Genomic DNA, 25,982 nt, shown 5'->3' on the forward strand with positions numbered 1-25,982 from the left:
GTAATGAGACGCCCCAGCCCGAACGGGGTGGGAGCATCGCGCTGAATAGGCGTTAGGACGGCAGCAGGTAGCGTCGGAAACGGTTCGTCCGAACCGTTTCCGGGACTTCCGGTCGAGACGCGGTAAGGCGTTCAGGAACTGGTTCGGTCGAAGCAGTCAGAGCTCCCAGTCCGCCGAGGCGAAGGTGGCCTCGCTGATCGCAGATGAGGGCTGCGCTTTGCGAAGGACCCACTGTCCGTCCCGGGTAACCTCGCCAGGGTCGAGCCCTGGCGTGAGGCGCATATCCAGAGCGACGTGCCCATCGGTGATCCGGTCGCCGTGGACCCAGACCTTGCCCTCATTGACGACCCAGTCGCAGAGCCGCTCCATTGACGCTGTCACTCGTTGGGCTCCCAGGAGAGATCGTTGCCCTTCCGCAGTAGGGCGGTGTGACTGAGCAGCCCAGTTGGCCACTTTGAGCACCACAGTTGGCCACATGTTCTGGCCGACAGAGGAAGATCCCGTTTGATGGCCCGATGATTCGAACTGCCGTCTGCGGACGGAAAATAGCGCGTCCGAGTCACCGCCCAGCGCCATAGAGTTCTCACCTCACGAGTGAGGAGCGAACGGTGGCATACGCAGCTAAGCCGAACTTCGAACAGAATCTCGCGGATTTCGGATCGGCGAGGTTCACTCAGCTTCGGCCTGGTCAGCGCCAGGTACTCGCGGCGTACGCGGAGCAGCACCTCGACGCTACAGACCTGGCCATCGAGATGCCCACCGGCGAGGGCAAGACACTGTTGGCGTTGCTGATCGCCGATCATGCCCTCTCACGCGGGTGGTCAGTGGCGTACCTGACCGGTACCCGGCAACTCGCCGAGCGGGTTGAAGAGGAAGCCGAAGTGTTGGGACTGGATGTCGTCCGCTTCGCCGCAGGGGAATACGGCGGCGCCAAACTCGACGACTACCATCAGGCCCAGGCCGTCGGTGTGATGAACTACTGGGTCTACTTCAACAGCAGCCCCGTCCCCAAGGCCGCCGACCTGGTCATCTTCGATGACGCCCACCTCGCCGAGCAGCCCCTTAGCGGGCTGCAGACCCTGCGCATCCCCGACAAGCTTGGTCCCGCTCGCCAGCTCTACCAGACGATCTGCGAGCTGGTGGTGGCGCACACCGATGCATATCCCGGCCTGCGCGCGATGCTCGACGGCACTGCCCAGCCCGGCACCCCACCCGAACTGCTGTCCTTCCGGGACTGGGACGCGATCGCGGGTCCGACGCGTGACGCCATTGAGGCGTCACCACTCGTCACAGACCGAGAGCTCAAGTACGAGGCAAGGTACGTCTGGCCCAGCGTCCGCGACCACCTCACTCAGTGCGGCATCCTCATCGGCCCCTCTGGCATCGAGATCCGCCCCTACCACCCGCCCACTGCCCTCAACACCCAGTACGGCCGGGCCAAGCAGCGCATCTACCTGTCGGCCACCCTCGGCTCGATGGATGACCTCCAGCGGCGAGTCGGCGGCGAGCCGGTCACTCGCCTGACTACCGCCACGCCGCTGCCGTCTGGCGCGACGGGCGAGCGACTGCTGGTACTTAACCCAAGCGCCGAGCACCCGTTCGACCCGAAGGTCCTCGGCTGGGCTCTCGCCCAAACCCATGCGGCCGGCGGCCGAGCCGCCTGGTTGTGCGCCAGCCACGCGGAGGCCGACACCCTTCAGGAGACCCTCACCGCCTATGGGCAGCAGGTCTACCGTCTTCGTCCCGGCGACGACTCGATGGTCGAGACCTGGAGCGGAGTCGCCAGCGGACACCTGATCACTGCCGGCCGCTACGACGGGCTCGACCTCGCGGGCGACCTCTGCAAGTTGGTCATTATCACCACGGTCCCGCAGGCCAGCAGCGAGTTCGAGCGGTTCGTCGTTGCCTACCTTGGCGACGCCAGCTTCATGCGCCACCGCGTCGGTCAACGAGTCACCCAGGCACTGGGCCGCGCCAACCGCGAACCGACTGACCGCTCCCTCTACCTCGGACTGGACCCGAGCTTCGCCCAGATGCTTGCCGACCCGGCAGTCCGCAAGTCGATCCCCGCAGGCACCGAACCCACCATCCGCGCTGCACTGGAGATCTACGATCAAGGCTGGGAAGGCTCGTTGCGGGCCTGCGCTACTTTCTGGCAACCAGCCGCGCAGCCCACCGCAGCTGCCGAAACCGCCGCCCCAGCGGTTCCTCGTCGCAAGTCTCGGCCCGGCCGTAGCGCCAGTGGGAACAGCGACGTCTCCAGCGCCGACGCCGAGGTCTCCGCAGCGACCGACCTCTGGCTCGGCGACCACGCGGGAGCGGCCCAGAAGGCGGGCGAAGCAGCCGCCCAACTCGCCATGGCCGGAGAAACCGAGCATGCAGCGTTCTGGCGCTACGTGGAGGCCCACGCCCACTTCGACCGAGGACGCCCTCAAGACCGGGTCGCCGCGCGCAGAGCTCTGGAGGACGCCATCGCTGGCGGGCCCCGGACCACCTGGTTCCGCCGCCTGGCTCGCACCGTCGCCGACCTCGAAGGCTACGAACACACCGCTGACGACACCGACCGATTCTTCCTTGTCTGGGACGAGTGGCGGCGTGAAACCGGTGTCCGGCTCGACCGTGTCCTGGCTGAAGGGCGCGCGCTGCTCACCGGTAGCCACGATCAGCAATGCGAAGGATTGACCAGGCTTGCCCGCCTCGTGGGTGCCATCGGCGAACGCCCTCCGAGGAAGGAACAGAGTGCTACCGACTGCCGCTGGACGTGGTCCACGGTCAAGCGGGCCGAGCGCCGCGTCTGGGAGGTCAAGACCGTCCCGGAGGGAGAGCCCCATCCACTCAACCGCGGCGACGTAAACCAGCTGCTCGGGCAGATCGAGGTCGAGACCAGGCGCTCTGCGAAGACCCGCGTCTTCGGCTGTCTGCTCACCCCAGCGACCACCACCCAGGACGATGCGGCCGAAGCGGCTCACGACAAGATCGTGTTGGTCAACCACGGCGCGGCTGTGAGGCTCTACGACGTGCTGGCCGACCGGCTCCGCCAGTACGACGCGCTGTGCGGTGGCAACAACGCCGAAGCGCGCGGTGCAGCCCGCACGAAGATCGAGTCGCTCCTGCCACAAGAAGACCGCTGGCTGGGCAAGCTGCTCGCTCCCTCGCGTGGGCGACTCATCACGGTAGATGACGTAGGCGCCATCTTCCCGTCGGTGTGACGCCGAACTGCGCTGCTCAGGCGGTGTCGCGGTCCGCGGCACCGCCTCCGGTGCGGCCATCAGATTGGCGGGTAGCGCACTGGACACGCCCTAACGGCCATAGATGACCACGTATGTCGTGCGCAGGGTGGCCAACTGGATCACTCAATGGCCAACTAGGCCGCTCAGTCACAGGCGGGGAGGACGAAGGGCCGACGAGAGATGCATCCAAAATCGAACAAGTGCTTGAATGGATTCATGGGGACCGTGCCCTACCCCGACGACCTGCGGCATGCCCAACGCGAGTGGCACCGCACATACGAGGCACTCTCCGCACTGCCACCCACCGCGGGGGCCACGGCACTGCGGCGCCGACTCCTCCTGCTGTCGTCACGGATCGCCCGACACCCTCACTGGTCAGCGCAGCGTTGCTCGTCAGCCGCTCGCGTGGAGCTGCGCCGCGCGGTCCGAGGACAGGATCGCCCGAATTCGCCGTGAATGCCCGCGGGGACGCGCCGATCTCGTAACCGGGGCTCAGCGCAGACCGTCATGTCCGGCGCTGCGGGTCGGGCGCGAGCGTGATGGCCATCCAAGGCGCCGCCTCCTCGCGGTAGCTGTGTCCGACCGGGGCCAGTTCAGCGCTGCGGGAGAGACTGAAGATCGCAACCATGATCATGTCCGAGCCGTCCGCGACGGAGGTGAGCTGGGTGCGGCAGCGCTGGCAGGACCCTCGATGAAGCGTCGGCCAGGTGGAGAAGTACGTCGGCTCACCTACCGGGCCCGTCCACTTCAGAGCGTCCCTGTGGAATCCGACCCACGCCATCGCCGGCGCACCGGACAGGCGCGTGCAGTGCTCGCACGAGCACAAGTGGGGGTCGTTCGGAATACCGGACGCCTCGTACGCGTGGTCGCCGCACTGGCAGTGCCCGGTCCATAGGTCGGGGACGACGGCCAACTCGGCCATGGGGGCTCCTCTGGTGCGAGAACTCTGATTTCCCGCGGCAGCTTGCCGCACCTCTGCACGCTCGCGCTGGCGTTCGGTATTGCCCGACACCAAAGAGGCGGCAAGTCCACCCCTGACGGTGAACGCGCGTACGAGTCTTCACGGTTCGGCGATACGCAAGGGCCACGCATGGGCGGCGGGTGAATCGACCGCATTGCACACCGCCTCCGCTCGCATCGGATACGCATCCACGACAGAGCCCCCGGAATCGAATGATTCCAGGGGCTCTGCGTCGTGCCGTGAGTAGGGTCAGCTCTCGCTGGAGCCGTCGTCGGTGGAGTTGTCCGTGCGTCGGCGGCGAGCCGCAATGAGGGCGCCTCCGCCAGCAGCGATCAGAACTCCGGCACCGCCAATCAGCCACGGGGTGGCGTCGGCGCCTGTGTGCGCGAGCGAGCCCGCGGGGGCGGGCGCCGCGGTGCTCGACGCGGTCTTGTCGGCGGTCGGGGTACCCGAGGCGGATGGCACCGAGGCGTCCTCGTCCTTGCCGGGCTTGCTCGGGGAGGGCTTGTCGCCCGGCTTGTCGGTGGGCCTGTCGGTCGGCTTCTGCGGGGGCGGCGGGGTGGTCGCGGCCTTGGCGTTGGTGACGGTCACAGTCACCGGGGCGCCGGGGCCCGCGCTGAACGTCTTGGACGGCTTGTAGAGGTCGTAGCCGGCGGGAGCCTTGATCTCCTTGACCCAGAACTGGGTCTTCCGGCTAGGCACCGGCAGCTCTCCAGAGGCGGTGCCCTTGGAGCCGGTGGTGAGAGTGAGCAGCGTCGAGTCGCCGGTTCCGATGTTCACGGTCGCGCCGGGCAGGAGCTTGCCGGACTTGTCGTCCTTGGCCTGCAGGAGGACCTTGGCGGCCTTGAACGGGTCGGTGATCGACAGCCGTGTGGTCGCGCCCGGGGTGACGATGACGTCCTGGTCGGCGACGACCTCGTGGAGCGGGCTGCCGGAAGCCGTCTCCTTGAGCCGGTAGACGCCCGGCTCAAGGTCGGGGAAGGTCAGCTTCCCCAGTGCGTCGGTCTTCCCGCGTCCGGCTTCCTGGCCGGTGGAGTCGAGCAGCAGGAACGTGGCGCCGGGGAGGACGTCCCCGGCCGTGTCCTTCGCGGTGATCTCGACGCTGCCCGCGTCCGGGGCTGGTGTCTCGGCGGGGGCGGCAGAGGCCGAGGGGGTTGGTTCGGAGGGCTGGGCGCTCGCGGCCGGCGCCCAGGTGAGGGTGGCGGTCACCGCGACAGCGACGGCGGCGGCGGATCGGACGAGACGTGCGTGCACGAGGAAGAGGACTCCTTGGTCAGTAGGGGGACGGTCAGCGAGTGCGGCCACGGCGTGCGTCGGGGGCGGCAGAGCGGGCGTCGGATAGCTGGGCGACTGCTTGGCAGCCGCAGCTGGTGCGGCGACGAAGAGGTGACGGCGGGTGTGGAAGGGGACCTCTTTGATGGCCCGGTGCAGGGGCTCGGTGGAGATCAGGCAGACCTTCCTCCCTCCGGAGGGCCTGGGCAGCGTGCGCCACCATGTGGCCGGGACCGGCGAGGTGACCCGGGCGAACCCTCACGGTCTGGGCAGGGTCGAGGTCCTTGAAGGCGTCGGTGAGCGGTTCGGGCAACACGAGGAGAGGCTCCTGCCGGGAAGACTGCGCGGAACTGAGCTGCGCGAGGATCGGTACGTGGACTCAGCGGGTGCGGGCCCCGGCGGGGGCGGCCGGCGGGACGGGAGTGCTGCGCGGGGTACTGCCGGCCGTGCGCCTGGGCGCGGACGCGGTCCAGGCGCCGGGGAACCAGACGGCGGTGTACCGCTCAATGGCATCGCGCAGCCCGGTGGTGACGGCCCCGTCCCACGGGGGTCGGCCGGGGCGGTGGTACGTGTCGAAGGTGCCGTACTGCTTGGTGTTCGGCCGGGTGTTGGTGGCTTCGTCGCGGCGGTGGAAGATCCCGTGGTCTACGAAGCTGAGCGCCACCGCGTCGATCTCGCCGCGGTCCGGGTGGACGACCGCCACACGCAGCCCGCCGTAGGTGTCCGCGTGGATGGTGCCGGTGAAATCGATTCGCAGCCGCAGCGGTGCGTCGGGGACGGGGGCGGCGAAGTAGGTGTTGCCCACGACGGTGTGGTCGTGGAAGGGGAGGCACAGCTCGGCGAAGAACTCGGGGGCTTGCAGGGACAAGAAGGTCTCCGGTCGGGGTTGGGCTGGTCCTACCGGCGTGGGCCGGGCAGGGCCGGTCGGCTGGCGGTGCTCCAGCGCGGGACGCTGGGAGCAGGGAGCGCGGCCGGGCGGCGGGATGCGACGGCCCGCTGCACGTCGAGCGGGGTGGGGGCCGGCGGTCCTGGCGGAAGGATCGGGGTGAGCTGGGCCATCCCCTTGATGTAGCTGAAGGTCTCCTCGCGCCAGCGGGGCAGCGGAGCCGGATCGGCGACGCACTCGGTGACGGCGGTGAGCAGGGCGACGGGGGTGTCGGTGCTGGCCGTGGCGTACCAGACGGGCCGGTCGATGGACTTGCCCGCCCACAGCTGCCAGCGGGCGTCCCGCGTGGTCAGCTCGGCTTCCGGATCGAGGTCGCCGGTGGTGAACTCCATGCCGGCGAGCCCGTCCGGGGCCTGGACCGCGAAGACGCCCCAGCGCGGGCGGTCGATCTCCCAGCCCTGTTTCAGGAGCGGGACGACGGCGAGAAAGGGATCGTGCTCGTCGATGCCGGAGACCGGCCGGGCGAGGTAGGCGTCCGGCCCCTGCTCGTACGCCGTGGCGAGGACGGTGGTGAATGCCTGGACGAACTCGGTGGGGACGCGGTCGTTGAAACAGACGCCCCATGCCGGCGGGCCGAACGAGTCCTTGTAGGCGTTGATGCGCCAGAGCCCGTCGTCTTCGCCTTCGGGCAGGTAGCCCAGGCGCACGCGCCCGTCGGGAGCGCTTACGTACACGTTGGAGTCCTCGTCGTACCGAAGGTCCCAGCCGAGGTCGAGGAGCGGCGCGAGGGCGGGGTCGCCGGTCCCCGTGGTGGAGGCGAGGTGGCGCGGGGAGACGTAGACGTCGCCGTCGATCTCACGGCGCGGATCGGGCTGGTGGCTCATCGGTCCGTCCTCGTGGCGATGGTGATCTCGTCGGCGGCGGTGTCGAGGCGGTCGGTGACCTCGGCGGTGTTGCGGCCGGTGACGATGTAGAACCCGGCCCGGGCGGTGAACAGGTCGCCGTCGGGCGGCAGGAGGAGCTGCTCGCCGATCTCGCGGATCCACTGGATCTGCCGCAGCCACGGGGTGTGGGCGGCGAAGGGTTGGTTGATGTGCCGTGCGGTGAGGGTGCCGGAGGCGTCCGGGTAGAGCATGCGGATGCCTGCGGCTGCGCTGCGGGTGGGGGTGAGGTCCGGTGCTCGGCCGCAGGCAAGGTCGGCGGCGGCCTTGGGCAGGTCGATTCCTGTGGCGAGGCGGACGAGGTGGCCGATCATGTCACCGCCGACGCGTGCGTTGACCTCGATCAGCCGGGGCCTGCCGTCCACCAGGCGCAGCTCGACGTGCTGCACGCCGTCGGTGACGCCCAGGGCCTTGACCGCAGCAGCGGCTGCCGGGGCGACCTGGTCCAGGAGCGGGTCGGCGGCATCGACGGTGTGGCCAGTCTCGACGAAGTACGGTGCGGGGCCCAAGTCCTTGCGGGTCGCGGCGACCGCAGTGGTCACGCCGCGGTGGGTGACGCATTCGACCGACACTTCCGGCCCGTCGAGGTACTCCTCGACCAGGACGCCGGTGTCCTCGCGGCTGCGGCTCGCGCCGGCCGAGGCGAACGCGAACGCGGCGGGCAGTTCTTCGGGACGGTCAACGCGAATCACGCCGATGCTGCCCGCGAACGCGGCGGGCTTGATGACGGCGGGGTAGCCCAGTGTCATCGTCGCAAGGCCGGCCTCCAGCAGGGTCCGCGCCTTCATCGAAGCAGCCGACGGCACCCCATGGCGGGCGAACAGCGTACGGGCGGTGGCCTTGTTGCGGCAGGCCCGCATCACCTCGACCGACGTCGAGGACAGACCGAGCGCGCGAGCGAGGCCGGCGGTGGGGACGAGGTGCCACTCGTCCCAGGTGACTACGCCGGCCAGGTCGTGGCGCTCGGCCAGCGCCCGGCCGCCAGCAAGCAGTGCGGCGGGGTCGCTCAGGTCGACGACGGCGTGGTCAACGATGAACGGCTTCTCCCACGACGGTTCGGCGCCGGTGAGCAGGACTACGTCGTACGCAGTGGCCACCTGCTCAAGGCAGTAGCCACGATAGGTCTCGTCGCCTGGAGAAACGACGAGCACGAGGGGACGAGCGGACAAGAAGGGGATCTCCGTATCGATGGACGGCATGACGAGAGAAGAGAGAAGGGGTGTCTCAGGCGGCGCGGCGACGGCGCAGCTCGAACGCCCCAGCCCAGTGAGGGTGGTCGTCGATCAAGCGACGGGCGTAGAGGGCGGTGTAGTTGTTGTTCAGCCCGGCGACGCCGTAAGGGAGTTGGCCGCGCAGGTCTTCGAAGAGGTCCCTGAGGCTGACCCGTGTGGCGCCGGCGGCCAGGCGGCGGGCGGCCATGCGCTCCAGAGCGCGGTAGACGTGGGGGTTGTGGGCGTCGAAGGCGTGGAACTGTTCGGTGATGGTGCGACCGCTCGCGCGGTTCGTCTCGAGGACGGCGATGGGCATGAGGTTCTCCACAGGCTGGGGATGCAGCAGGGTCAGGTGCGCAGGGCGGGATCGGTGCGCAGGCGGGCGAAGGCGCAGAACAGGCCAAGGGCCTGCAGGGCGGCGCACACGGTGATGACGTGGCCCAGGGCGTCGGGCGGAGTGAGCGCGGTGAGCACGCCGGCGACGGGGAAGGGCAGCAGGAGGATGAGGATGGTCGCCGACAGGGTGCTGCCGAACTTCTCCGGGGGGATCAGGCGGGAGCGCAGGGTGCGCAGGACGACCGTCATGCCGCCTTCGCCCGCCATGAGGACCGCGACCAGGACCAGGTAGGACCGGTAGTCGGGGGCCTGGGCGGCGGCGAGACAGGCGAGCGAGGCGAGGGCGGCGCCGGCGGCGCCGACCGGCCACAGGCCCAGGCGGTCGATTGCGAACCGGCAGATGGTGACGGCCAAGAGGGTGGCCGCCGCGGCGGCGGACCAGACCAGGCCGACGGCGGTGGTGGACTGCCCGAAGTGCTGGACGACGATCACGGGACCGGCGGCTTGGAGAAGGCCGGTGGCCAGGTTGGACAGGGTCAGCCCGGTCACGAGCCAGCCGAGCGCGGGAATCGAGCGGATGGTGCGCCACCCGGTGAGAAGTCCCGCGCCGGGCTGCCCCTTCGGCGCGCGGGCCGGGGCGACGGGCGAGGGCGATGTGCGCAGGGCGAGCAGCGCGGCCAGAAGCGAGAGCACGGTGATCACCGCGAGCATCGGCGATGGCCCGGCGAGCAGGAGTACTCCTGCGAGCGCCGGGCCGGCCAGGGTCGCGGTCTGGTCGATGCCGAGCAGGACAGTCTGGACGCGGTGGGCCCGCGCCCCCGCTCGGCGCCCGGCGGCGGCGCCCGCGGTCTCGGCGGCGATGTAACTGAACTCGGTGAGCACGCCGGTCGTCGCCGCGAGCACCATGACGGTCACACAAGCTGCGGTGCCGGACGGGTGCAGGTGGAGCAGGACCGCGCCGGCGGCGAGGGCCAGCGCGCGTCCCAGGGAGGCGAGGTGGAAGACGACGGCCGCCCCGCGCCGGTCGACCATCGATCCGGCCCACCCGAACGCCGCCAGACGCGGGATCCACTCCAGGGCGAAAGCGGCGCCCGTCAGCGCGGCGGAGCGCGTGGTTGCCAGGACCAGCAGCGGGATGCCGTAGGTGGACATCGCGAACGCGAGGGCGTCCGCAGTGCGCGGCAGGTAGATGCTGCGCATTAGCCCGGCGGTGTGGCGTGCATGCCGGGGTGTGACCGCTGCGCTCACGCGACCGGCTCGGGCTCGGACACCCGGGTGACCTGGGCGTTGCCGGCCAGCCACTGGATCAGGAGAGCGCGGGGGCGGGCAAGGTCCGCCTCGGCCTCGCCGCTGGGCAGGCGCGCGGCGGACGGCCGCGAGAGGCCGTCGGTGTTCTTGGTCATAAGCGAGGGCGCCAGGAGGTCGAGGACGTGGCGGATGCGACTGCTGAACTCGCAGACCGGGGCGGGGTAGGCGTGGCGTCGGGCCCAGCGTGCAGCCGCGTCGTACAGGTCGGCCAACTCCGAGCCCGACTCGGTGAGTTCCAGACCGGAGCCGGGCACGGTCCGGACGAGACCGTGGGCGCGGGCTGCTTCGGCAGCGCGGCGCAGCTGGTGCGAGGAAAGGTCGGGGAGGGTACCGGCCAGCCGTCGCGGCGGTATCGCCCCGTTGTCGTCGATCTCGGTGACCAAGCGGATCAAGGAGCGCGAGGCCAGCAGCTCGACAGCGTGGCGTACTTCGACAGAGGTGAAGAGGGTGGTCATCGGCGCGGACCTCCCGCCGGGATGGCCGCCTTCGGACGGGCGGTCGTGGCGTGCGAGAAGAGATCGCGGTTGTGCCACGCCGTAGAGGACTCACCCGTCCGGGTCTGCGGGAGGGCTGCGGGGGCCGGCCGGAACGGGCTGCTGACCCACGGCCTCGGCGCGGGCCTCACCTGCGGGTGCCCCCAGACCGGGTGCTGGGCTGCCTGGTTGAGGGGCTGTCCGGCGGACCACGCGGACAGGGCGCCGAGAACGGGGCTCAGGCCGTCGCCCGCCGCGGACAGCCGGTAGGGCCGGCCGATGCCCTCAGTGTCGACCAGGCCGTCGGCGACGAGCTGCCGCAGCGGCGGGTACACGTTGGTCCAGTCGCTGCTGGGCATCACGATCCGTGCCAGGGCCCTCCCGCTGACCTCCTGGCGGGATTTGAGCACCCACAGGGTGGCGGCGGCGTGGCGCCGGGTGAGCAGGGTGAGGCTGTCCTCGATCTGCTCGATCGCGGGCAGCGGGCGGTCCGGCTTCTCCAGATGCTCCTCGGCCCAGGTGACGATCATCGGCAGGACCGGCAGCAGGGCGACACCACGCTCGGTGTGCCCGTAGGTCACATGGCGTGCGGTGTGTTCGGTGCGCTCGACAAGGCCCGCGTCGCACAGCGCCTTGAGCTTGGGGTGGAGCTGGCCGTTCTGCAGCCAGGACACCTTGGCCGCCAGCTCGCTGTAACGCAGCGGCGGTCCGGAGAGAGCCAGCAGGATCCTCACGTTCCAGCGCGGGGTGATCATGGCGAGGGCCTCGGTGACCCGGGCGATGTCGGCGTCGGTGTCGGGAGGCAGAGCAGTGATGGCCAAGGGAGGAACTCCTGGGTGAGTAAGGGAAATCGCCTGCGGATCAGCGGCTGGGTGCCGTGCTCTGGGCCGAAAGGGGCGGAGCCGGAACGGGCGGCGAGGGTGTCGGCGGGGACGGCGCTGGGGCCGGGACGCGGGCCAGGCTCTGCAGAACGGCGGCGACCGACTTGGCCTGGACGTCGCGGACGGCGACTGCCTCAGCGAGCCGGCGGGAGCCGTCGAGGAGATGGGAGACCTCGTGCCGGCCGATCTGCCGCTCGGGGTGGATGAGCCGGGCGAGGTGGTCGCGGTGGAAGTCGATGCTGCGCTCGGCGAGGGCGAGGGCGTCGTGCATGCCGAGCAGGGCGGAGAGCATGCCGGGCGGCTGGTCCTGGGCGTGGGCTTCGAGGTCGTCGAGCGGTGCGCCGTACAGGTCCTCGATCCGTCCGGCTATCTCGGTGGACGTGAGGTGGGGCAAGCGGGGGCTTTCACGGTCGGCGGGCCCGGGCCGCCCCGGCACGCTGGGGTGCCGGGGCGGCGGACGGGGGCAGGGTTGCGGTGGCCCTGAGTTGTGCCGTGCGGACGGGGCGGCCCGGCTGGTCGGGCGGAGGCATGGTGGCCAGGAGTTCGCCGAGGGCAGCGCGGTAGCCGTCGCGGGCGTCGAGCGCCGCTTCCAGCCACTGCGCGTCGAAGCGGAGCTTGTCCGCCGACAGCTCGCCCATGTCGCGGTCCGGATCCATGTCCGCGTGCACGCGGTCGCGGACGCGGGCGACCTGTTCCTCGGTCAGAGCCAGGAAGGAGCGCAGTTCCAGGGCACGGGCGAGGGCGGGCGAGGCATCGTGGCCGACGGCCGCCTCGTACAGCTCCGGGACCTGGTTCCCGAAGACCTTCTGCAGGTCGCCGTCCATGGTGCTGGTCTTGACCCGGCTCAACGGACGGGCCTTCCCGCCCGCCATGCCGACGTCGGCGCAGGTGTCCCCGGGGGTCGTTGGGAAGCGCTGGTCTGCACCGCCGGCCCGGTTCGGGGGCGAAGGCGGGCGAGTCGTTCGGCGGCGAGGTCCTTCTTGCCCGGAGCGTCCGGGTCCAGGAGCCATCGCACAACCATGGCCCGGCCGTCGCGTGCGGTGACGGCGGCGTTGACGCGGTGGGCGAGTCCCATCGTCGGGTCGTCGACCTCGCTGGGCTGGGTTTCCAGCGCGGCGAGGAGGTCGTCCTCCGCGCGGTCGAGCACGGACTGGGCCTGGACGAGAAGGCCGTGCCACTTGACGACGTCGGTGGCGTCAGGGTTCGCGGTCGGCGCGGCTGCGACCGCCGCCTTCAACTGGTCCATGCCCATGTCGAAGCGCGCTTCGATCCGTTCGGTGAGCACGCCCACGACATCCTCAGCGTCATCGGATATGCCGTCGGACAAAGGGAAAACTCCTGTTCTGGAAAGGCCGATGCCTGGGGGGATGTGCGAGGGGCGGCCGTACCCGGCAGCTCAGCCGCTTACGGGCAGGTGCTGAATTCCTGTCAGTCCAGGCACATACGGACGTCGCGGTAGACGTACGTGCCGGACACCCAGCCCTTGACGCCGGTCGTCTTGTCCTTGATGTAGACCCAGTTGCCGCTCTTTTTGGACACGCTGAACTTGTGGCTCTTGTAGAGCACGCCGACCGCGGTGGACTTCGAGCTGGCCTTGGACCGGATGGTCACGGCCTTGGCGTGCACCGTGTACGGCAGCGGCGGCAGGTCGTAGCAGCCGCTCGCGGGGGCCGCAGTTACGGCGGCGGGTACCGCGCTGGCGGTGGTGGCGGAGAGCACCGGCAGGGCGAGCGTGCCGAGCATCGCCGCGGATATGGCAATTCGGGTGGAGCGCATGCGGAAGGAACCTCCGTGAAGGCATTGGGATTGTGTGGAATGGCGCCGCGGGAGTTGTTCCGGCGGCTGTATAAGAGTCCGGAGAATCGCCGGTTTGGCTAACCGGCGATCGTCGGCTATGTTTCGCTGCCCGCGTCGGCTTTGGCGCTCAGCGCGAGCGGCCGGGCGGGCGCGGAGCAGGGGCCTTCGCCACACCGGCCGGGCGGCTGGCTGCGGCTGCCGGGCGGATCGGCGGGAGAGGACCGGCCTCGCCGGTGAGCCGGTCATCGCACCACTGCAGGGCCTCGCCCACCGTGTCGAAGCCGCCCTCGCGCAGGGTGTGCGTCCAGGCGTCGGTGTCGACCTCCTCGACCACGACGCGGAACGGGCTGGGGGCTCGCTCGTCCAGGGCGCGCAGTGCCACGACGGTGACCATGTCGTCCGGGTCGTCGGCGGTGTAGGAGTAGCCCATGGCGTAGTGGTCGCCGTCGTCCGCGAGGCGCCGCTCCAGCGCACGCGTGGCCTCGTCCGCCGGCGGTGGCCCCAGCTCGAGGTCGAGACCGACGGCATCGTGCGGGCAGCCGCGGTGGATGAGCCAGGACTGCGCCATCGCGGGCAGCGGCAGCAGGGCCTGCTCGAAGTCGAAGGTGTCCTTCTCCCGGTCCCGCTTCAGATGAACGGCGACGTACTGCGGCATGCCCGGGTGCCCGTAGGTGGCGGTGCGGTCGAAGAGGACGTAGTAGCTGTGTGCGCCGTTGGGGGTGTGATGTTCGGCGAGGGGGACGAGCATGTCCTCGCGGACGGCGACCTGGCGGTAGAAGTCGAGGTACTTCTCCTCGTCGGCGTCGAAGTCGTCGAGCTCGAAGTCGACTTGGGGGATGGACTTCCGAGCCGGCGCCGGTTCGGTGGGAGACAACAAGGGCCTTTCGGTGGGGTTCAGCGCCGCTGCGCCAGGGTGGACGGCGATGTGCCGGGGCGGGCCGGGACCTGCGGCACCTGGGTCGTAGGCATCCGTCGGGCGGCGAACAGTGCGGCGCGTCCGGCGTCGGTGAGGGCGACTGGCTGGCCGGCTTGCACAGGGTGGTCGGTATCCCGGACGACCAGGCCGGCGTCCTCCAGCCGCTGGAGCTTGGCGTGAGGGATGCGGGTGCCGGAGGCGGCTGTGACGGACATCCGGCCGGTCAGCAGGTGTTCGTAGAGTTTGGCGCCGCCGGCGATGGCGAGCAGCGCCGCTTGGTCGTCCGTCGAGAGCTGCTTCGCGTCGGGCACGGAGGCCGGCGCGGCGGCCTCGATGGGCTCCAGGGCGGCGAGCACCTTCCGGGCAGCGGCGTTCCGCGCGTTGGTGGCCTCCTCCAGCTGGTCCACGGTGTGGTCGATACGCGTGAACAGGGCGTCATCGACGTCGAACTCGCCGCTGGAAAGGCGATTGAGGAGTCTGAGGTAGAAGGCGACGCCGATCTGGGACTTGGCCAACTCGCGGTGCCGGTCGACCAGGTGGGCATGTGGCTCGTCGAGGACACCGCGGTCGCGGTAGGCCCACAGGGTGTCGATGTCGTGGCCGGTGACGGCTTCGATGCGATGGTCGAGCGGGGAGACCGCACGCCGGGCTGGTGTCGGCGCGGGTTCAGGGGGCATAGGCGACGCTCCGTGCGTTCAGCGGGTGTGATGGTGCGCAGGGTTCTGTGCGGGACGGGGCAGACCCGGCAGTGCGGTGGGCGGTGGACCGGGCCGAGGCGCGGGAGTGCGGGTGGTCAGCTGCGGGGAACGGGAGCGTGCTGCGTGGGTGCGTGCGCTCAGCGGCCGCCGGGTCATCCCTAGGCGGCGGCCGACCTCGTCGTAGACGTCGTTGCCCGCACGCGGCCGGACCGCGACGACGTGGATCTCCTTCTGGTGCGCGGACTCCGCGGGCGCCATTCGGACGCCGTAGACGACGCGCCAGTCCTTGCGCGAGTCCACGAACAGCTTGCGGTAGCCCTCCAGGTCACCGTCGAGGCGTAGCCCGAAGCGCTGCGCGTTCACGACTTCCTGCAGGTAGGCGAGGGTGAGGTCGCGGATATCGCTGGGGGCCTGGAGGAGGTCGGTCAGCGCGCGGGGGTCGAAGCTCAGGCCGAAGGCGGGCTGTCCCCGTCGCGCGGTCATGACGTCGGCTCGTCCGGGTCCGCGGGCCCGGCGGCTTCCGCCGTGGCCGCCGTCTCCGTGCGCACGGACGGCGGCGGGCCGGGCAGAAGGCGGTGCGCGGGCCGGTCGGGAGAGGTCATGCAGGCCGACAGCGGCCCGCCCGGTGCGCGGATCGCCGCAACGGCGTGGGTGAGGAAGTCCCGGTGCCACACGAACAGGCCGGAGAGTCCGGCTTCGGGGTCCTTGTGCTGCTGGTAGGCGAGCCACAGGGCGTGGAGCCAGGCCACGACATCGTCGTGCTCCTGCCATTGCAGGCACCAGGGCGCCGCGGTGGTGACTTCCGACCCGTACACCGGGAGGAAGAAGTCGTCGACCCAGTCCGACAAGGCGTCGAGTTCGTCCTCCCTTTCCTCCCCGTCGAGTTCCAGGATCGGGCGGGGCTCCGGCGGAGCGGCGGCAGGCGGCCCGCCGAGCCCCGGCATGCCGAACGCGGCGAACGGCGATCCGTTCGGCTCGGGGGCGGACGCGAGGTGGTCGAGTTGCTGCGCCTGTTGCGCCGACTGCTCCATGAGCCGTCGAACGCTCGCCTCGATTCCCTCCAGCTGCGGATCGGGAATGCGAACCGGCTCCAACTCCCCATCGTCAGACGGTTTTATGGATTCGGGCATGAAAAAGTTGGGCCTCCTACGAGACGCTGAATGAGAGAGGGCGAAAGCGGCGATGCGCGGAGCGCCAGCGAGTTACAACTCCGCTTCGTCGGATTGCCGACTAGGGCGCCGGCCGCCTTGACGGGAAGCGCGCTCGCGGCTCAGACGGTGAGAATCACGTCGTCTTGCGTGAGGGTCGCGCGGATCGTTTCGGTGAGCCGGTCGGCAACTGGTGCAGTGCAGTTCTTTCGGATGGGGACTATTCCCATCGGACCGGTGTGTAGCGTGACGCGGGGGTCGGGACTGGGCGGTGTGAGGTCCGTTCCGTCCGACGGAACCTTTCCAACTTCAGACTGACGCCGTGAAGTAAGCGCGAGAACTGCTTTGACCAGGTCGGATATGCGCGCGGTGCTGTAGCGGAGCTTGCGCAGGACGCGCCAGTTCTTGGGGTAGCCATAGCCTGCTCTCCGACGGCGCGGATCTCGACGTCGGAGACGTTGACGGAGATGGCCTCCTGGTTGGGGAAGTCGGGTCCCGTCGAACCGGGGTTGTTGAAGGGCTGGTAATGGTCTCGATCTGCTTGGATGATCGGCAGAGGTGGGGTCCGCGCGCAGGCGAAATGGGATGCGGGCGCTCAGGAGACAGCGGGAGGGGCCCATGGAATGGGTCGTTGGAAGTGGCATGCTCGGGGGCTTGCTACTGATCGCCCTGGGCACGGCGTCGATACGCACCGGCTGGACGTTGCCCAGGGTGGGCCGCCGCGTCACCCGACCCTCGATCTACGGTCTCGGAGTGCTGTTGGTGGGCGTGCCCTGCGTGATACAGGGTCTGTTTTACTTCCGAATCGTGCCAAGCCCGCCTTGGGAGGTCCACTTCTTCGGCGCGAACGCCCTTGTGATCTCGGGGCTGGTCCTTATGGGAGTTGGTCAGATGCTGCCGTCGCGCCATAGGAGCTGAGTGCGTGCTTGTCACCCCGGCCATCGTTGTTCATCGATTCCTGGCAGCCCTTTGGGCTGTCGGTGTGCAGGTCAGGCCGCGGGTCATCAGGGGTGATGAGAGCGCAGGTCAGATGGGCTTTGCTGTGTTGCGGAAGCCCTTCGTAGTCCCTCCTCGTTGCGTTCGGACTCGGTTGCCTTCGGTGCGGCAGTGCGGGCGGCGAGGTAGGAGCTCCAATCGCGTTGTGCGTGGTGTGCCCACTTCAGGGCCGTGTGGATGTGGACATCGAGGAGGGCCGCCAGGACGGGAGCGGGTAGTTCGCCAGCGAGCGCAATCAGGGCCGCGGTGCGCGCTGGCCGGGTGTGAATACCCCGGCGTACGAGTTGGCTATTGAACGCCTTGCGGCTCAGGGGCTGCCCGGGCAGCACGCCGGGGAACAGCCACGATGCCTGGTTGCCCAGCGGGCGTGTCAGGGTGGAGCGTTGGCGCGGTGCCCGTACGAGCTGGTGGATGAGCTCGGCCAACCGGGGCGGTATCCATAGCCGGGCCCGGCCGAGTTGGAGGAACGTCGTTCCCGCGGTGCTGCCTCGGATGTCGTCGGTGGACAGGTGCCGCAGGCGTTCTCCGGGGATGCCATACAGAAGGATAAGGGAGCCGGCAACGCGGACCTCGAGCGGCAACGTCGTGTCGCTCAAGCACTGGCGGAGCTGCTGCCAGCGCTCTTCTTCGGCGAGGATCGGCGCCGCGGTGGCAGCGGGCGGTGTGACGATGGTGTGCGGGACGGCGAGGCCACGCTGGGCAGCCCAGTCGAGGAACTGCTTGATGTCGTAGTGCGAGCGGTTCGCGTCCAGCCAGGTGTCGAGCTGGTCCTGGTCCAGTTGGGCCAGGGTGAGGTGGCGGGCATCGAGCCAGACCAGGAAACCCAGGACGAGGCGGACGCGGCGACGGATGCGCTGGGCTGCAGAGGTGCTGTGCAGCCGTTCGCCTGCTTGGCGACGGGCGCGGCGGAGCAATACCCAGGTGGTGAAGGGCCGCAGCAGCTGGCCGTGGTGCGAGGGCTGATCGGCGAGCAGTGTCTCCAGCCAGACGGTGATGCGTTCGAGGTCATCATTGCGGGCCGGCAGGATGCCGGCGGCGATGAGGGTATGCCGCACATAGCGTTCGGGGCGTCCGGGAGGCAGCTCATCCAGCAGGGCGTGGCTGATCGGCCGGTGGTCGCCGGCCAGCTGGACCAGCAGCCGGGCCGAGGGACTGTCGGACAGCCAGCGCAGGGTACTGACGGGCGAGACAGTGACAGCCAGGAGCGTTACCAAGGGCGCGAGTTGAGGGTGCATGGTGCCGTCGGTGCGGGTGAGGCGGTCGCGGACACGGTGACGTAGAACACAGTGCAAGCACTGGCCGTCGGCGTAGGCGCCCTCATCGGTTCCGCATGTGGCGCAGCGGCAGATCGGACCGGCTCCGGCACACGGTCCGCAGATCGCAGCTTCGCCGATGGTGGGGAGGTGCGCGGTGCCAATGAGCGTGCGGTGGGCACCGCATCGTGCGCAGGGGGCGGGCCGGGTGCGGATGCGCTGGTAGCAGGGCGAACAGACCGGGCCCATCGGCCAGTTCACGGCCACCATGCGTATGCGGCGGCAGCGGGAGCAAAGCCGCTGTGGCAGCGGGCGGCAGGCCCAGCATGTCAGCGTGCCATTGCGCTGCCGGTAACAGGGACGGCGCCGGCCGCAGACCGCGCACGACGTCTCGGTGGTGGGACGCCGGTAGCAGCGGTAGCAGATCTCTCCGCCCGAACTGGCCGGGTCGCTGGCGCGGCGACTGATCCGGGTGAGCTCACCGCAGCCAGAACAGATCCGGCGCGGTTGGCGAGTTCGCGCATAACAGGGCTGACACAACGGTCCGTCCGGGCCGTTGGTCTTGGTCGGAGCGTCCAAGCCGCAGATGGCGCAGGTGCGCACGGGCCGTCGCCAGCAGCATGCACAGACCGGCGAGCCCTGCTCGTCGCGGCCAGCCGGCGCTCGTCGCTTCGTGCAGCGCACGCAGGCGACCAGCACCGCCGGGTCGCGCACGTAGCACCGATTACAGATCCCGCCCTCGGGCCGGCGGGCCATGATCAGCGCAGTTCGGCCGCACCGCGCGCAGGTCTTCGGCTCCCGCTTGGGCGCACATCCTGGGCAGACCCGCCCCTTCGGGCTGCGGCGGAGGTTGGTCGTCAGCGCCCCGCACTGGGCGCAGACCGGGAGCACGACCGGATATCCGGCGGCGTGCAGGCAGTGCGCGAGGCGAACCCACGCCAGTGGGAAGTCCCCGACGGCCCGGCTGGCGGCGTCCGGGTGGCGCAGGAAGACCTCCAGCTCCTTGAGCGGCCGGACCTCCAACGCCCGCGCCTCGGCGAGCAAACCGGCCGTGCTCTTCGCATCCAGCCCCGCCACCCGCGCGGCCAAGGCGGCGACCACCCGCGCTTGTATCTCCACGAGCAAGGCCGCGGCCACGACTCACAGTCCCTGCGGGCGACGAATCCGGGTGCGGCGGACCGGCGGAGGCGGGGTGCCGACGCCGGACTCGGCACGCTTGGGGACCTCCGTGGCGGCCGTGGTGATCTCGATCAGATCGTTCGGCGTGCAGCCGAGGACGTCGCAGAGCGCGGCCAGGGTGTCCATGGACAGCCGCTGCGGGGGCTGGGTCACCAGCCGGTAGACCTGCTCGCGAGACAGGTGGATGCCCCGCTCGGCCAGGAGCGGTCCCAGCTCCGAGGTCTGGAACATCCCCGCGTCCGCCATCAGCCTCCTCAGGTGCCACTGATAGCCCATCTTCTTGATCACGCCGGTGTCATCCCCAACTCATCGCCGTGCGCTTGAAGCGCCTGCACCAGCAGACGGTTCCGGAACTCGTCCGACACGCCCGTGTACAGCGCCGTCGTCGAAGCATGGGCGTGCCCGGCCTGGTCGGTCACGAATCGCTCGGGATAGCCGAACTCGACCAAGTGCGTGATGTACGAATGGCGCAGACAGTGCAGGTCCAGCTCCTGCGGCAACCCTGCTGCCACCCGGGCGTGCACGAATGCCTGGTTCGCGCAGTGCCGCGACAGCCGGCCACGCCGCTCGGTCATCCACAGCGCCGGATGCCGCCCTGGCGCGAACAGCGGACGAATCTCGTCCACCCACTGCTCCAGCACCGGCACGATCCAGTCCATCTCCGGCACGGTCAGTACCGTGCGTCGCTTCGGCGCCCCGCCCCGCGACGCCTTGCCATACCGGACGAAAAACGCCCCGAAGCGGCCGAAGGCCGTCGCCTTGGGATTGTGCCGCAGATCGACCAGATCCAGGCCGCACGTCTCCTGTCGGCGCAGCCCGTAGGCGTACACCGTCTTGAGTACCGCAGCATCCCGCATCGCCGCCAGCGTTCCCTTGCGCCGCCTGGACCGAATCTCCTCCACCCGCCCGTCCGCCGCGTCGAACAGCAACTGCACCTCGTCGTAGCTCAACGGACGCCGCCGGGCATCGCCCTCGTACTCGCTGACGTGGCTGATGCTGTTCCACTCGTGGAAGATCTGCTGTGGTGCCCCGCCGAACCGACGCAGGCACTCCGTCGACCAGCCGTACCGGCGGTCCGTGACGAAATCGCAGAACAGCTGCAACACCACCTGATAACCGCGGGCGGTCGACACCGCGACCGGCCGCCCCGACGCCGTACGCAGTTGGCCGATGAACGCCTCGCCCTCGGCCGGCTGCCACTCCCATGGGTACTGGCCCGAGAACTCGGCGAGCCGGCGCACCAGCGCGATCCGCGGGGCGATCGTCTGGGACTCCTGCAGAAACCGGGCTCGTTGCTGCCGCGCCCACCCCGACAGCATCGCCTCGAACACCGCGGATGCCGGGTCCAGCAGGGCCACATCCTCCACCAGCTCCAATCGCACGGAACCGGCTAACTCACCTGAATTCGCCACCTCGACCTCCGTTGTATCGAATGCAACATTGTTGAGGCTGACGCAGCGTCGGGTCAACACCTGAGGCAGAAGTCCCGGGCGCAGACCCGATGCTCACTCACCTGTCGCCGGGACCAGCAAGTACGAAGTCCTCGCGCGAGAGACTATGTTGCGCTGCCTGCAACAGTCGCTGTTCCGCGATTGACGCGTAGTGCTCGGTCTTCTCCACGCCGATGAAGTCCCTGCCTTCCAGCAGAGCTGCCACCCCCGTGGAGCCGGAGCCGGCACAGAAGTCGAGCACCGTGCCGCCCTCGGGGCTGATCTTGACCAGCTCGCGCATCACCTCGACCGGCTTCTGCGTGATGTGCTGACGCTTCGCCCCCGAGGGCTGCGACGCCGAGTACAAGCCGGGCAGATAGACCGGGTTCCGGGAGCCGTCGATCGCCCCCTTGCTGGCCCAGACAATGAATTCACAGTTCTGGGTGAACCGACCCTTCTGCGGCCTGGCCTGCGGCTTGTGCCAGGCCAGCACGCCGCGCCACAGCCATCCGGCCGCCTGGATCGCGTCCGTCGTGGTGGGCAGCTGGCGCCAGTCAGTGAACAGCAACGCGGTCCCGCCGGTCTTCGTGAGACGGTGGGCTTCGGTCATGATCTGCGTCAGCCAGAACGAGTAAGACCTCTGGTCCATGTTCTCGCCGGTGAAGTCAGCGAGGTCGTTCTTGGAATCGGCAGAGGTGTACTTCTGCTTCGCGGAGCGGGTGGTGCGCTCCTTCGCGGTCCGACCGCCGGAGTTGTACGGCGGATCGGTAATGACAGAGTCGACGCAGCCGTCCGGAAGGCCGGCGAGAACACTGAGGGCGTCGCCCTGGTGCAGGGAGAAAGGCAAAGAGGAACCCCTAATCGGGTGCGGAGTCGCGGAGGGAACTACCCGTCTCGCACAGGAGTCCTCGCGGGCCGGAAGTGGGCATGCAGAAGCCCAGGGCCGCAGACTGAGGAGGGCGAGGGGAGTCCAAAAACTGTAGAGGCGAATCCGCCGACGACCAAGAAGTGCGTTGCTGAGGTGCCGGATTCCGGTACCTCACGCCCACTTTTTGGTCAACCGCCGATCCGCGCCTACTGTTTTTGAACCGCCCGGCGCACACCGCCGCTGGCTACCCTTCCGCCACATCTCACGGAGGTACCCCCTTGCCCCGGCACACCTAGCTCACGGCCCGGCCACGCGGAGCGAGCGGCAACTCGCCCGCGCCGGCCCGTCCCGATCGCCCACCCCGGCCGCCGCGCCCTTCCATCACGCCTCGCGCACGCGGCACGCCGGACACCGCACCTCGAAGGACACGCTCATGACATCTCGCTACCCGCCCATGCCCGAAACCGCTGACCGGCGAGCGATCCGCTCCGGTTGAAGGCGCTCGCCGCCGGCATCGGCGTCGTCTTCCTTTCTCCGATCCTGATCGCCGGCACCGGCATGATGATGGCCTCCTCCGCCGACGCCGTGCAGAGCAGCGGCTCCTTCAGCAGCTGCCTGACAGACATCGACACGGACAAGGTCGCCGAGCAGGTCACCAAGATCCTCGACGGGGCGTCCGGCAAGAACGTCCACATCAAGGGCCTTGATCTGCCCGCCGAGCAGGTCCCCAACGCCCAGACGATCGTGGCCGCCGGCCTCTCGCTCGACGTCCCCAAGAAGGGACAGATCGTCGCGCTCGCCACGGCGATGCAGGAGAGCCGGCTGCGCAACCTCAACTATGGCGACAGGGATTCCCTCGGCCTGTTCCAGCAGCGTCCCTCTCAGGGCTGGGGCAGCGCCCAGCAGATCCGCGACCCTGTCTACGCCTCCGAGCAGTTCTACAAGCACTTGCTCAAGGTCGACGGCTGGCAGCAGATGACCGTCACCCAGGCCGCCCAAGCCGTGCAGAAGTCCGGCCTGCCGGACGCGTACGCGCAGTGGGAGAACCTGGCCACCGCGCTGCAGGACGCTATCGCCAAGACCTTCCCGGGCGGTGGCAACGACGCGGACGGCAAGGACGCGGACCAGGGCAAGAAGCCGTCGACCAGTACGACCGGCTGCGCGCCGGGCCAGGACGGCTCCGGCTTCGGCCGCATCCCCGAGGGAAGCGTCCCGAAGGGCTACGCGATCCCCAAGGACGCCGATCCGAAGGCGCGCAAGGCCATCGAGTGGGCGATGCACCAGCTCGGCACGCTCTACCAGTGGGGCGGCTCCTGCACGAACTCGCACGGCCCCGACCCCATGGGTCGCTGCGACTGCAGCTCGCTGATGCAGCAGGCGTACGCGCATGTCGGCGTCACGCTCACCCGCACCACGTACACGCAGGTCAATGAGGGTAAGGCGGTATCGCCCGCCCAACTGCAGCCCGGTGACCTGATCTTCAGCCGCGGCAGCGCCGCACGGCCTGAGCACGTCGGCATGTACATGGGCGAGGGCCTCGTCATCGAGGCGCCGCGCACCGCCAAGCCAGTCCGGATCACCCCGATCAAGGACTGGACGATTCTCGCCGCCCGCCGCGTCCTCTGACGCCGCCTCCCGCCCGGCACCGCTCCGGGCGGGCCGCCGGCGCGGCCCCTTCCGCGCCCCGAGCGCACCTCCCCCTCCGCTTCCCCTTTCCCGCCGGCCCTCGCCTGGCCCGTGTATGCAAGGAGCCTCGCCACACCTATGTCTGTCCCTCTCGCAGACCGCGTCATCCAGCTCGCCTACGACCCAGGAATCTCGCCCAAGGGCGGTGGCCTGCCCGGCCTGAGCGTGCTGAAGAACGTCGTCAACAGCATCAACATGTTCGGGATCATCGCCGTCGTCGGCGCCCTCGCCGTCTCGCTCGGCGTATGGGCCTGGGGTCACCACACCGGTGGTCACCAGGCCGAGGCCAACGGAAAGAAGGGCGCGGTCGTAGCCGCGGGCGCCGCCCTCGGTCTGGGTGCCGCGAACGGCATCGTCGCGTTCTTCTCCGGCCTGGGGTCTCAGGTCCATTGATGCGGAACCGATTCCCGTCCTTTTCGCTGTCCTCGTACGGAACGGGCTGGTCGGCCAACCGGCGCATCGCGATCGTCGCCTCAGCCGTCGCCGTCCTGCTCGCCATCGCCGGGATCGTCGCCCTGCTGACCGGCGGCGGCAACGGCCACCAGGCCCCGGACACCGCCGCGCCCGCCCCGACTGGCAGCCCGTCCTCCTCCGAGGCCGCCCCCAAGCCTTCCTCCGGATCCGGTTCGGTGCCCAAACCCCCGCAGATCGCCGAACCGGTCGCCTACGCCAAGGCGGCGGCCCAGATGCTGTGGTCCTACGACACCCGCGACACCAACCGCGACCAGCAACTGGCCGGCATGCGCGCCTGGATGACCACCGAGACCAAGTACGCCGACTGGGCCTCGGTCTCCGGCCAGGTCCCCGATCCGCTGCTGTGGTCGCGGATGGCCGACCAGGACCAGCACGCCACCGCCAGCATCACCGAGGGCCACTACCCCTCCGCGTTCAAGGCGGCCCTGGCCGACGACCCGTCCGCGATCACCCAGGCATACATCTACGTCGTCACCGTCAACGGCAAGCAGACGCTCAGCTGGAAGAAGGGCGGCGGCGGAGCCGAGGAGAGGGCAGTGACCCTCGCCGTGCAGTGCCGCCCGAACCACGACTGCACCCTGGCCGCCATCGCACCGAGCGTCACGCAGTGACCCGCGCCTGAGACAAGAAAGGAGGAGTAACTCCTCGTGGGTTTCTGTGATTTCCCCTTGGCAGACAAGCTGTGCGCCGTCGGCGACGCGGTGGATTTCGCCTCGGACCCCGGCAAGGCCATCGGTGACTGGATGGCGAAGTCCGCCGGTGAACTGGCAGCCGCCGCAGCCGATTTGGCCGCCGAGGCCGTCAACACCACCACGAAGGTGGACCTGAACGCCGGATGGTTCGTCGACAACTACGAGATGTTGCTGCCACTGGGCCTGGTCCTGCTGGTCGCGACGTTCTGCGCCCAGCTTGTCCGGGCAGCCATCCGGCGCGACGGACATGCGCTGACACAGGCGTTCACCGGCACCATGAGCGGCGTCCTGTTCGCCTTCTGTGCCATCGCCTTCACCACGGTCGCCGTCGAAGTGGTCGACGCCGTCAGCGACGGCCTGTTCAAGACCGCACACCTGAACATCGAGTCGGCCGTGCGCCGCATCGTGAAGGTCAACCAGATCGGCGGCCTGTCCGGCTTGGGCTGGCTCGTGCCAGTCGTCGCCGGCCTCGGCGCAGCCATCGGCGCCTTCCTCTACTGGTGCGTGATGATGGTCCGCAAGGTCGGCATCCTCGTCATGGTCACGCTGGCCGTCTTCGCATCCGCCGGCGGCGGCTGGGAGGTCGCCCGGCGCTGGCGCAAGGGCTGGATCGAAGCCACCGCCACCCTCGTGGTCTCCAAGCTGCTGATGACCGTGATCTTCGTGCTCGGGATCGCCGCCATGGGCAAAACCGAGGCCAAGGACGGCATCGCCGCTCTGGCCGACGTCATGTCCGGCATCGTGATCACGGTCTTGGTATTGCTCTGCCCGTACGCCGTCTTCAAGTTCGTCCACTGGGCAGCCGACGGCACCGACGGCGAGTCCATCCACCGCGCCGGCGGCGCCGGAGCGCAGATCGCCAAGGCGCATGCCGAGAAGGCCGCCCGCAAGGCCGCCGCAGCTGCCGCCACCGCCGGAACCGGTGGCGCTGCCGCCGGAGCAGGCGCCGCACCGCAGGGCCCCGACGCCAGCGGGGGCGGCTTCCCCGGCGACGTCGCCGCCAACCCGACCGGCGGCGGCGGAGAGGGCAACGAAGGTTCGCAAAGCGGCGGAACGGGCGTCTCGCCCGGTGGCGATGCCGTCAAGTCCGGTCTGGAGAAGGCCGTCCAGCCCGCGCCGACGAGCGTGTCCGACGACACCAGCAGCCAGGTGGGCGGCAGCCCGGGGCCGGGAGGATCCGGCGCGAATGCCGCATCCGGCCAGGGCGGCGGATGGCAGTCCGCTCCGCCGACCACGACTCCGCCGCCGCAGGGCGCACCCCCGTCCTCCGGCTCACAGAACGCCACGTCAAGCGGGTCGGCCTCACCGCCGCCGCCTCCGACCAGCCTCTGATCCCCTGCCCGCCT

Annotated in this window: 27 protein-coding genes and 1 pseudogene; 5 read left to right on the top strand and 23 right to left on the bottom strand. The window is 69.6% G+C overall.

Annotation, left to right across the window (positions count from 1 at the left end):
* Window positions 1–156 precede the first annotated feature (156 nt).
* Window positions 157–381: a hypothetical protein gene (locus tag OHB49_RS11045; protein WP_326746052.1), complete on the bottom strand. Its 225-nt coding sequence runs from the start codon at window positions 379–381 to the stop codon at window positions 157–159.
* A 227-nt stretch (window positions 382–608) separates the two neighbouring features.
* Here OHB49_RS11045 and OHB49_RS11050 point away from each other — a divergent pair, with 227 nt between their 5' ends.
* Window positions 609–3,209 carry a DEAD/DEAH box helicase family protein gene (locus OHB49_RS11050; RefSeq protein WP_329159872.1) on the top strand — a complete coding sequence of 867 codons (2,601 nt, stop codon included), beginning with the start codon at window positions 609–611 and terminating at the stop codon, window positions 3,207–3,209.
* A 526-nt stretch (window positions 3,210–3,735) separates the two neighbouring features.
* Here OHB49_RS11050 and OHB49_RS11055 read toward each other — a convergent pair.
* From OHB49_RS11055 to OHB49_RS11160, 22 genes and pseudogenes are all read right to left on the bottom strand, one after another.
* Window positions 3,736–4,152 carry a GFA family protein gene (locus OHB49_RS11055; protein WP_329159874.1) on the bottom strand — a complete coding sequence of 139 codons (417 nt, stop codon included), beginning with the start codon at window positions 4,150–4,152 and terminating at the stop codon, window positions 3,736–3,738.
* 288 nt (window positions 4,153–4,440) lie between these two features.
* Window positions 4,441–5,445, bottom strand: coding sequence for an MSCRAMM family protein (locus OHB49_RS11060; RefSeq protein WP_326746047.1), 1,005 nt, complete (start codon window positions 5,443–5,445; stop codon window positions 4,441–4,443).
* Window positions 5,446–5,842: 397 nt separating this feature from the next.
* Entirely contained in the window at window positions 5,843–6,331 is a 489-nt protein-coding gene (locus OHB49_RS11065; RefSeq protein ID WP_326746046.1) for a hypothetical protein, read from the bottom strand.
* Window positions 6,332–6,360: 29 nt separating this feature from the next.
* On the bottom strand, window positions 6,361–7,233 hold the full coding sequence (locus tag OHB49_RS11070; protein ID WP_329159879.1) for a DUF317 domain-containing protein: 873 nt from the start codon (window positions 7,231–7,233) through the stop codon (window positions 6,361–6,363).
* The gene (locus tag OHB49_RS11075) at window positions 7,230–8,489 is read right to left on the bottom strand and encodes an ATP-grasp domain-containing protein (RefSeq protein WP_329159881.1); all 1,260 of its coding nucleotides are present in this window, start codon (window positions 8,487–8,489) and stop codon (window positions 7,230–7,232) included. Before OHB49_RS11075 ends, OHB49_RS11070 begins: the two co-directional genes overlap by 4 nt.
* Window positions 8,490–8,514: 25 nt before the next feature.
* Window positions 8,515–8,817, bottom strand: coding sequence for a hypothetical protein (locus OHB49_RS11080; protein WP_329159883.1), 303 nt, complete (start codon window positions 8,815–8,817; stop codon window positions 8,515–8,517).
* A gap of 32 nt (window positions 8,818–8,849) precedes the next feature.
* On the bottom strand, window positions 8,850–10,085 hold the full coding sequence (locus OHB49_RS11085) for an MFS transporter (RefSeq protein ID WP_329159885.1): 1,236 nt from the start codon (window positions 10,083–10,085) through the stop codon (window positions 8,850–8,852).
* Window positions 10,082–10,600: a regulator gene (locus OHB49_RS11090; protein WP_329159887.1), complete on the bottom strand. Its 519-nt coding sequence runs from the start codon at window positions 10,598–10,600 to the stop codon at window positions 10,082–10,084. Before OHB49_RS11090 ends, OHB49_RS11085 begins: the two co-directional genes overlap by 4 nt.
* The gene (locus OHB49_RS11095) at window positions 10,597–11,439 is read right to left on the bottom strand and encodes a winged helix-turn-helix transcriptional regulator (protein WP_329159889.1); all 843 of its coding nucleotides are present in this window, start codon (window positions 11,437–11,439) and stop codon (window positions 10,597–10,599) included. The genes OHB49_RS11090 and OHB49_RS11095 overlap by 4 nt, the downstream gene beginning before the upstream one ends.
* 40 nt (window positions 11,440–11,479) lie before the next feature.
* A complete protein-coding gene (locus OHB49_RS11100; protein ID WP_329159891.1) occupies window positions 11,480–11,893 on the bottom strand; it encodes a hypothetical protein in 414 nt (137 codons plus the stop codon).
* Window positions 11,894–11,903: 10 nt separating this feature from the next.
* On the bottom strand, window positions 11,904–12,347 hold the full coding sequence (locus tag OHB49_RS11105; RefSeq protein WP_329159892.1) for a hypothetical protein: 444 nt from the start codon (window positions 12,345–12,347) through the stop codon (window positions 11,904–11,906).
* Window positions 12,344–12,826: a hypothetical protein gene (locus tag OHB49_RS11110; RefSeq protein ID WP_329159893.1), complete on the bottom strand. Its 483-nt coding sequence runs from the start codon at window positions 12,824–12,826 to the stop codon at window positions 12,344–12,346. The genes OHB49_RS11105 and OHB49_RS11110 overlap by 4 nt, the downstream gene beginning before the upstream one ends.
* Window positions 12,827–12,927: 101 nt before the next feature.
* Window positions 12,928–13,275 carry an SH3 domain-containing protein gene (locus tag OHB49_RS11115; RefSeq protein WP_329159895.1) on the bottom strand — a complete coding sequence of 116 codons (348 nt, stop codon included), beginning with the start codon at window positions 13,273–13,275 and terminating at the stop codon, window positions 12,928–12,930.
* A gap of 148 nt (window positions 13,276–13,423) precedes the next feature.
* The gene (locus OHB49_RS11120) at window positions 13,424–14,173 is read right to left on the bottom strand and encodes a hypothetical protein (protein ID WP_329159896.1); all 750 of its coding nucleotides are present in this window, start codon (window positions 14,171–14,173) and stop codon (window positions 13,424–13,426) included.
* Between the two features lie 17 nt (window positions 14,174–14,190).
* Complete coding sequence (locus OHB49_RS11125) at window positions 14,191–14,889, bottom strand: hypothetical protein (RefSeq protein ID WP_329159897.1); 699 nt, start codon at window positions 14,887–14,889, stop codon at window positions 14,191–14,193.
* Window positions 14,890–14,907: 18 nt separating this feature from the next.
* Entirely contained in the window at window positions 14,908–15,393 is a 486-nt protein-coding gene (locus tag OHB49_RS11130; RefSeq protein ID WP_329159898.1) for a hypothetical protein, read from the bottom strand.
* A complete protein-coding gene (locus tag OHB49_RS11135; RefSeq protein ID WP_329166441.1) occupies window positions 15,390–15,941 on the bottom strand; it encodes a DUF4913 domain-containing protein in 552 nt (183 codons plus the stop codon). The genes OHB49_RS11130 and OHB49_RS11135 overlap by 4 nt, the downstream gene beginning before the upstream one ends.
* Before the next feature lie 446 nt (window positions 15,942–16,387).
* A pseudogene (locus tag OHB49_RS11140) lies at window positions 16,388–16,524 on the bottom strand (IS5/IS1182 family transposase); the annotation flags it as partial.
* Window positions 16,525–17,062: 538 nt separating this feature from the next.
* A complete protein-coding gene (locus OHB49_RS11145; protein WP_329159899.1) occupies window positions 17,063–18,268 on the bottom strand; it encodes a hypothetical protein in 1,206 nt (401 codons plus the stop codon).
* A 1,179-nt stretch (window positions 18,269–19,447) separates the two neighbouring features.
* Window positions 19,448–19,774, bottom strand: a complete 327-nt coding sequence (locus tag OHB49_RS11150) for a helix-turn-helix domain-containing protein (protein ID WP_329159901.1) — start codon at window positions 19,772–19,774, stop codon at window positions 19,448–19,450.
* On the bottom strand, window positions 19,771–20,958 hold the full coding sequence (locus OHB49_RS11155; protein WP_443079515.1) for a tyrosine-type recombinase/integrase: 1,188 nt from the start codon (window positions 20,956–20,958) through the stop codon (window positions 19,771–19,773). Before OHB49_RS11155 ends, OHB49_RS11150 begins: the two co-directional genes overlap by 4 nt.
* Before the next feature lie 37 nt (window positions 20,959–20,995).
* Window positions 20,996–21,763: a DNA-methyltransferase gene (locus OHB49_RS11160; protein ID WP_329159903.1), complete on the bottom strand. Its 768-nt coding sequence runs from the start codon at window positions 21,761–21,763 to the stop codon at window positions 20,996–20,998.
* A gap of 513 nt (window positions 21,764–22,276) precedes the next feature.
* On the opposite strand from OHB49_RS11160, the gene OHB49_RS11165 reads away from it, so the two are divergent.
* The 4 genes from OHB49_RS11165 (at window position 22,277) to OHB49_RS11180 (ending at window position 25,968) form a co-directional block, all read left to right on the top strand.
* Window positions 22,277–23,410 carry a C40 family peptidase gene (locus OHB49_RS11165; protein WP_329159905.1) on the top strand — a complete coding sequence of 378 codons (1,134 nt, stop codon included), beginning with the start codon at window positions 22,277–22,279 and terminating at the stop codon, window positions 23,408–23,410.
* Between the two features lie 138 nt (window positions 23,411–23,548).
* On the top strand, window positions 23,549–23,863 hold the full coding sequence (locus tag OHB49_RS11170) for a DUF6112 family protein (RefSeq protein WP_011031268.1): 315 nt from the start codon (window positions 23,549–23,551) through the stop codon (window positions 23,861–23,863).
* The gene (locus tag OHB49_RS11175; RefSeq protein ID WP_329159906.1) at window positions 23,863–24,555 is read left to right on the top strand and encodes a hypothetical protein; all 693 of its coding nucleotides are present in this window, start codon (window positions 23,863–23,865) and stop codon (window positions 24,553–24,555) included. The genes OHB49_RS11170 and OHB49_RS11175 overlap by 1 nt, the downstream gene beginning before the upstream one ends.
* 36 nt (window positions 24,556–24,591) lie before the next feature.
* On the top strand, window positions 24,592–25,968 hold the full coding sequence (locus tag OHB49_RS11180; protein ID WP_329159907.1) for an SCO6881 family protein: 1,377 nt from the start codon (window positions 24,592–24,594) through the stop codon (window positions 25,966–25,968).
* The last annotated feature ends 14 nt before the right edge of the window (window positions 25,969–25,982 follow it).

The sequence above is a fragment of the Streptomyces sp. NBC_01717 genome (assembly GCF_036248255.1).
In the GTDB taxonomy this organism is placed as follows: domain Bacteria; phylum Actinomycetota; class Actinomycetes; order Streptomycetales; family Streptomycetaceae; genus Streptomyces.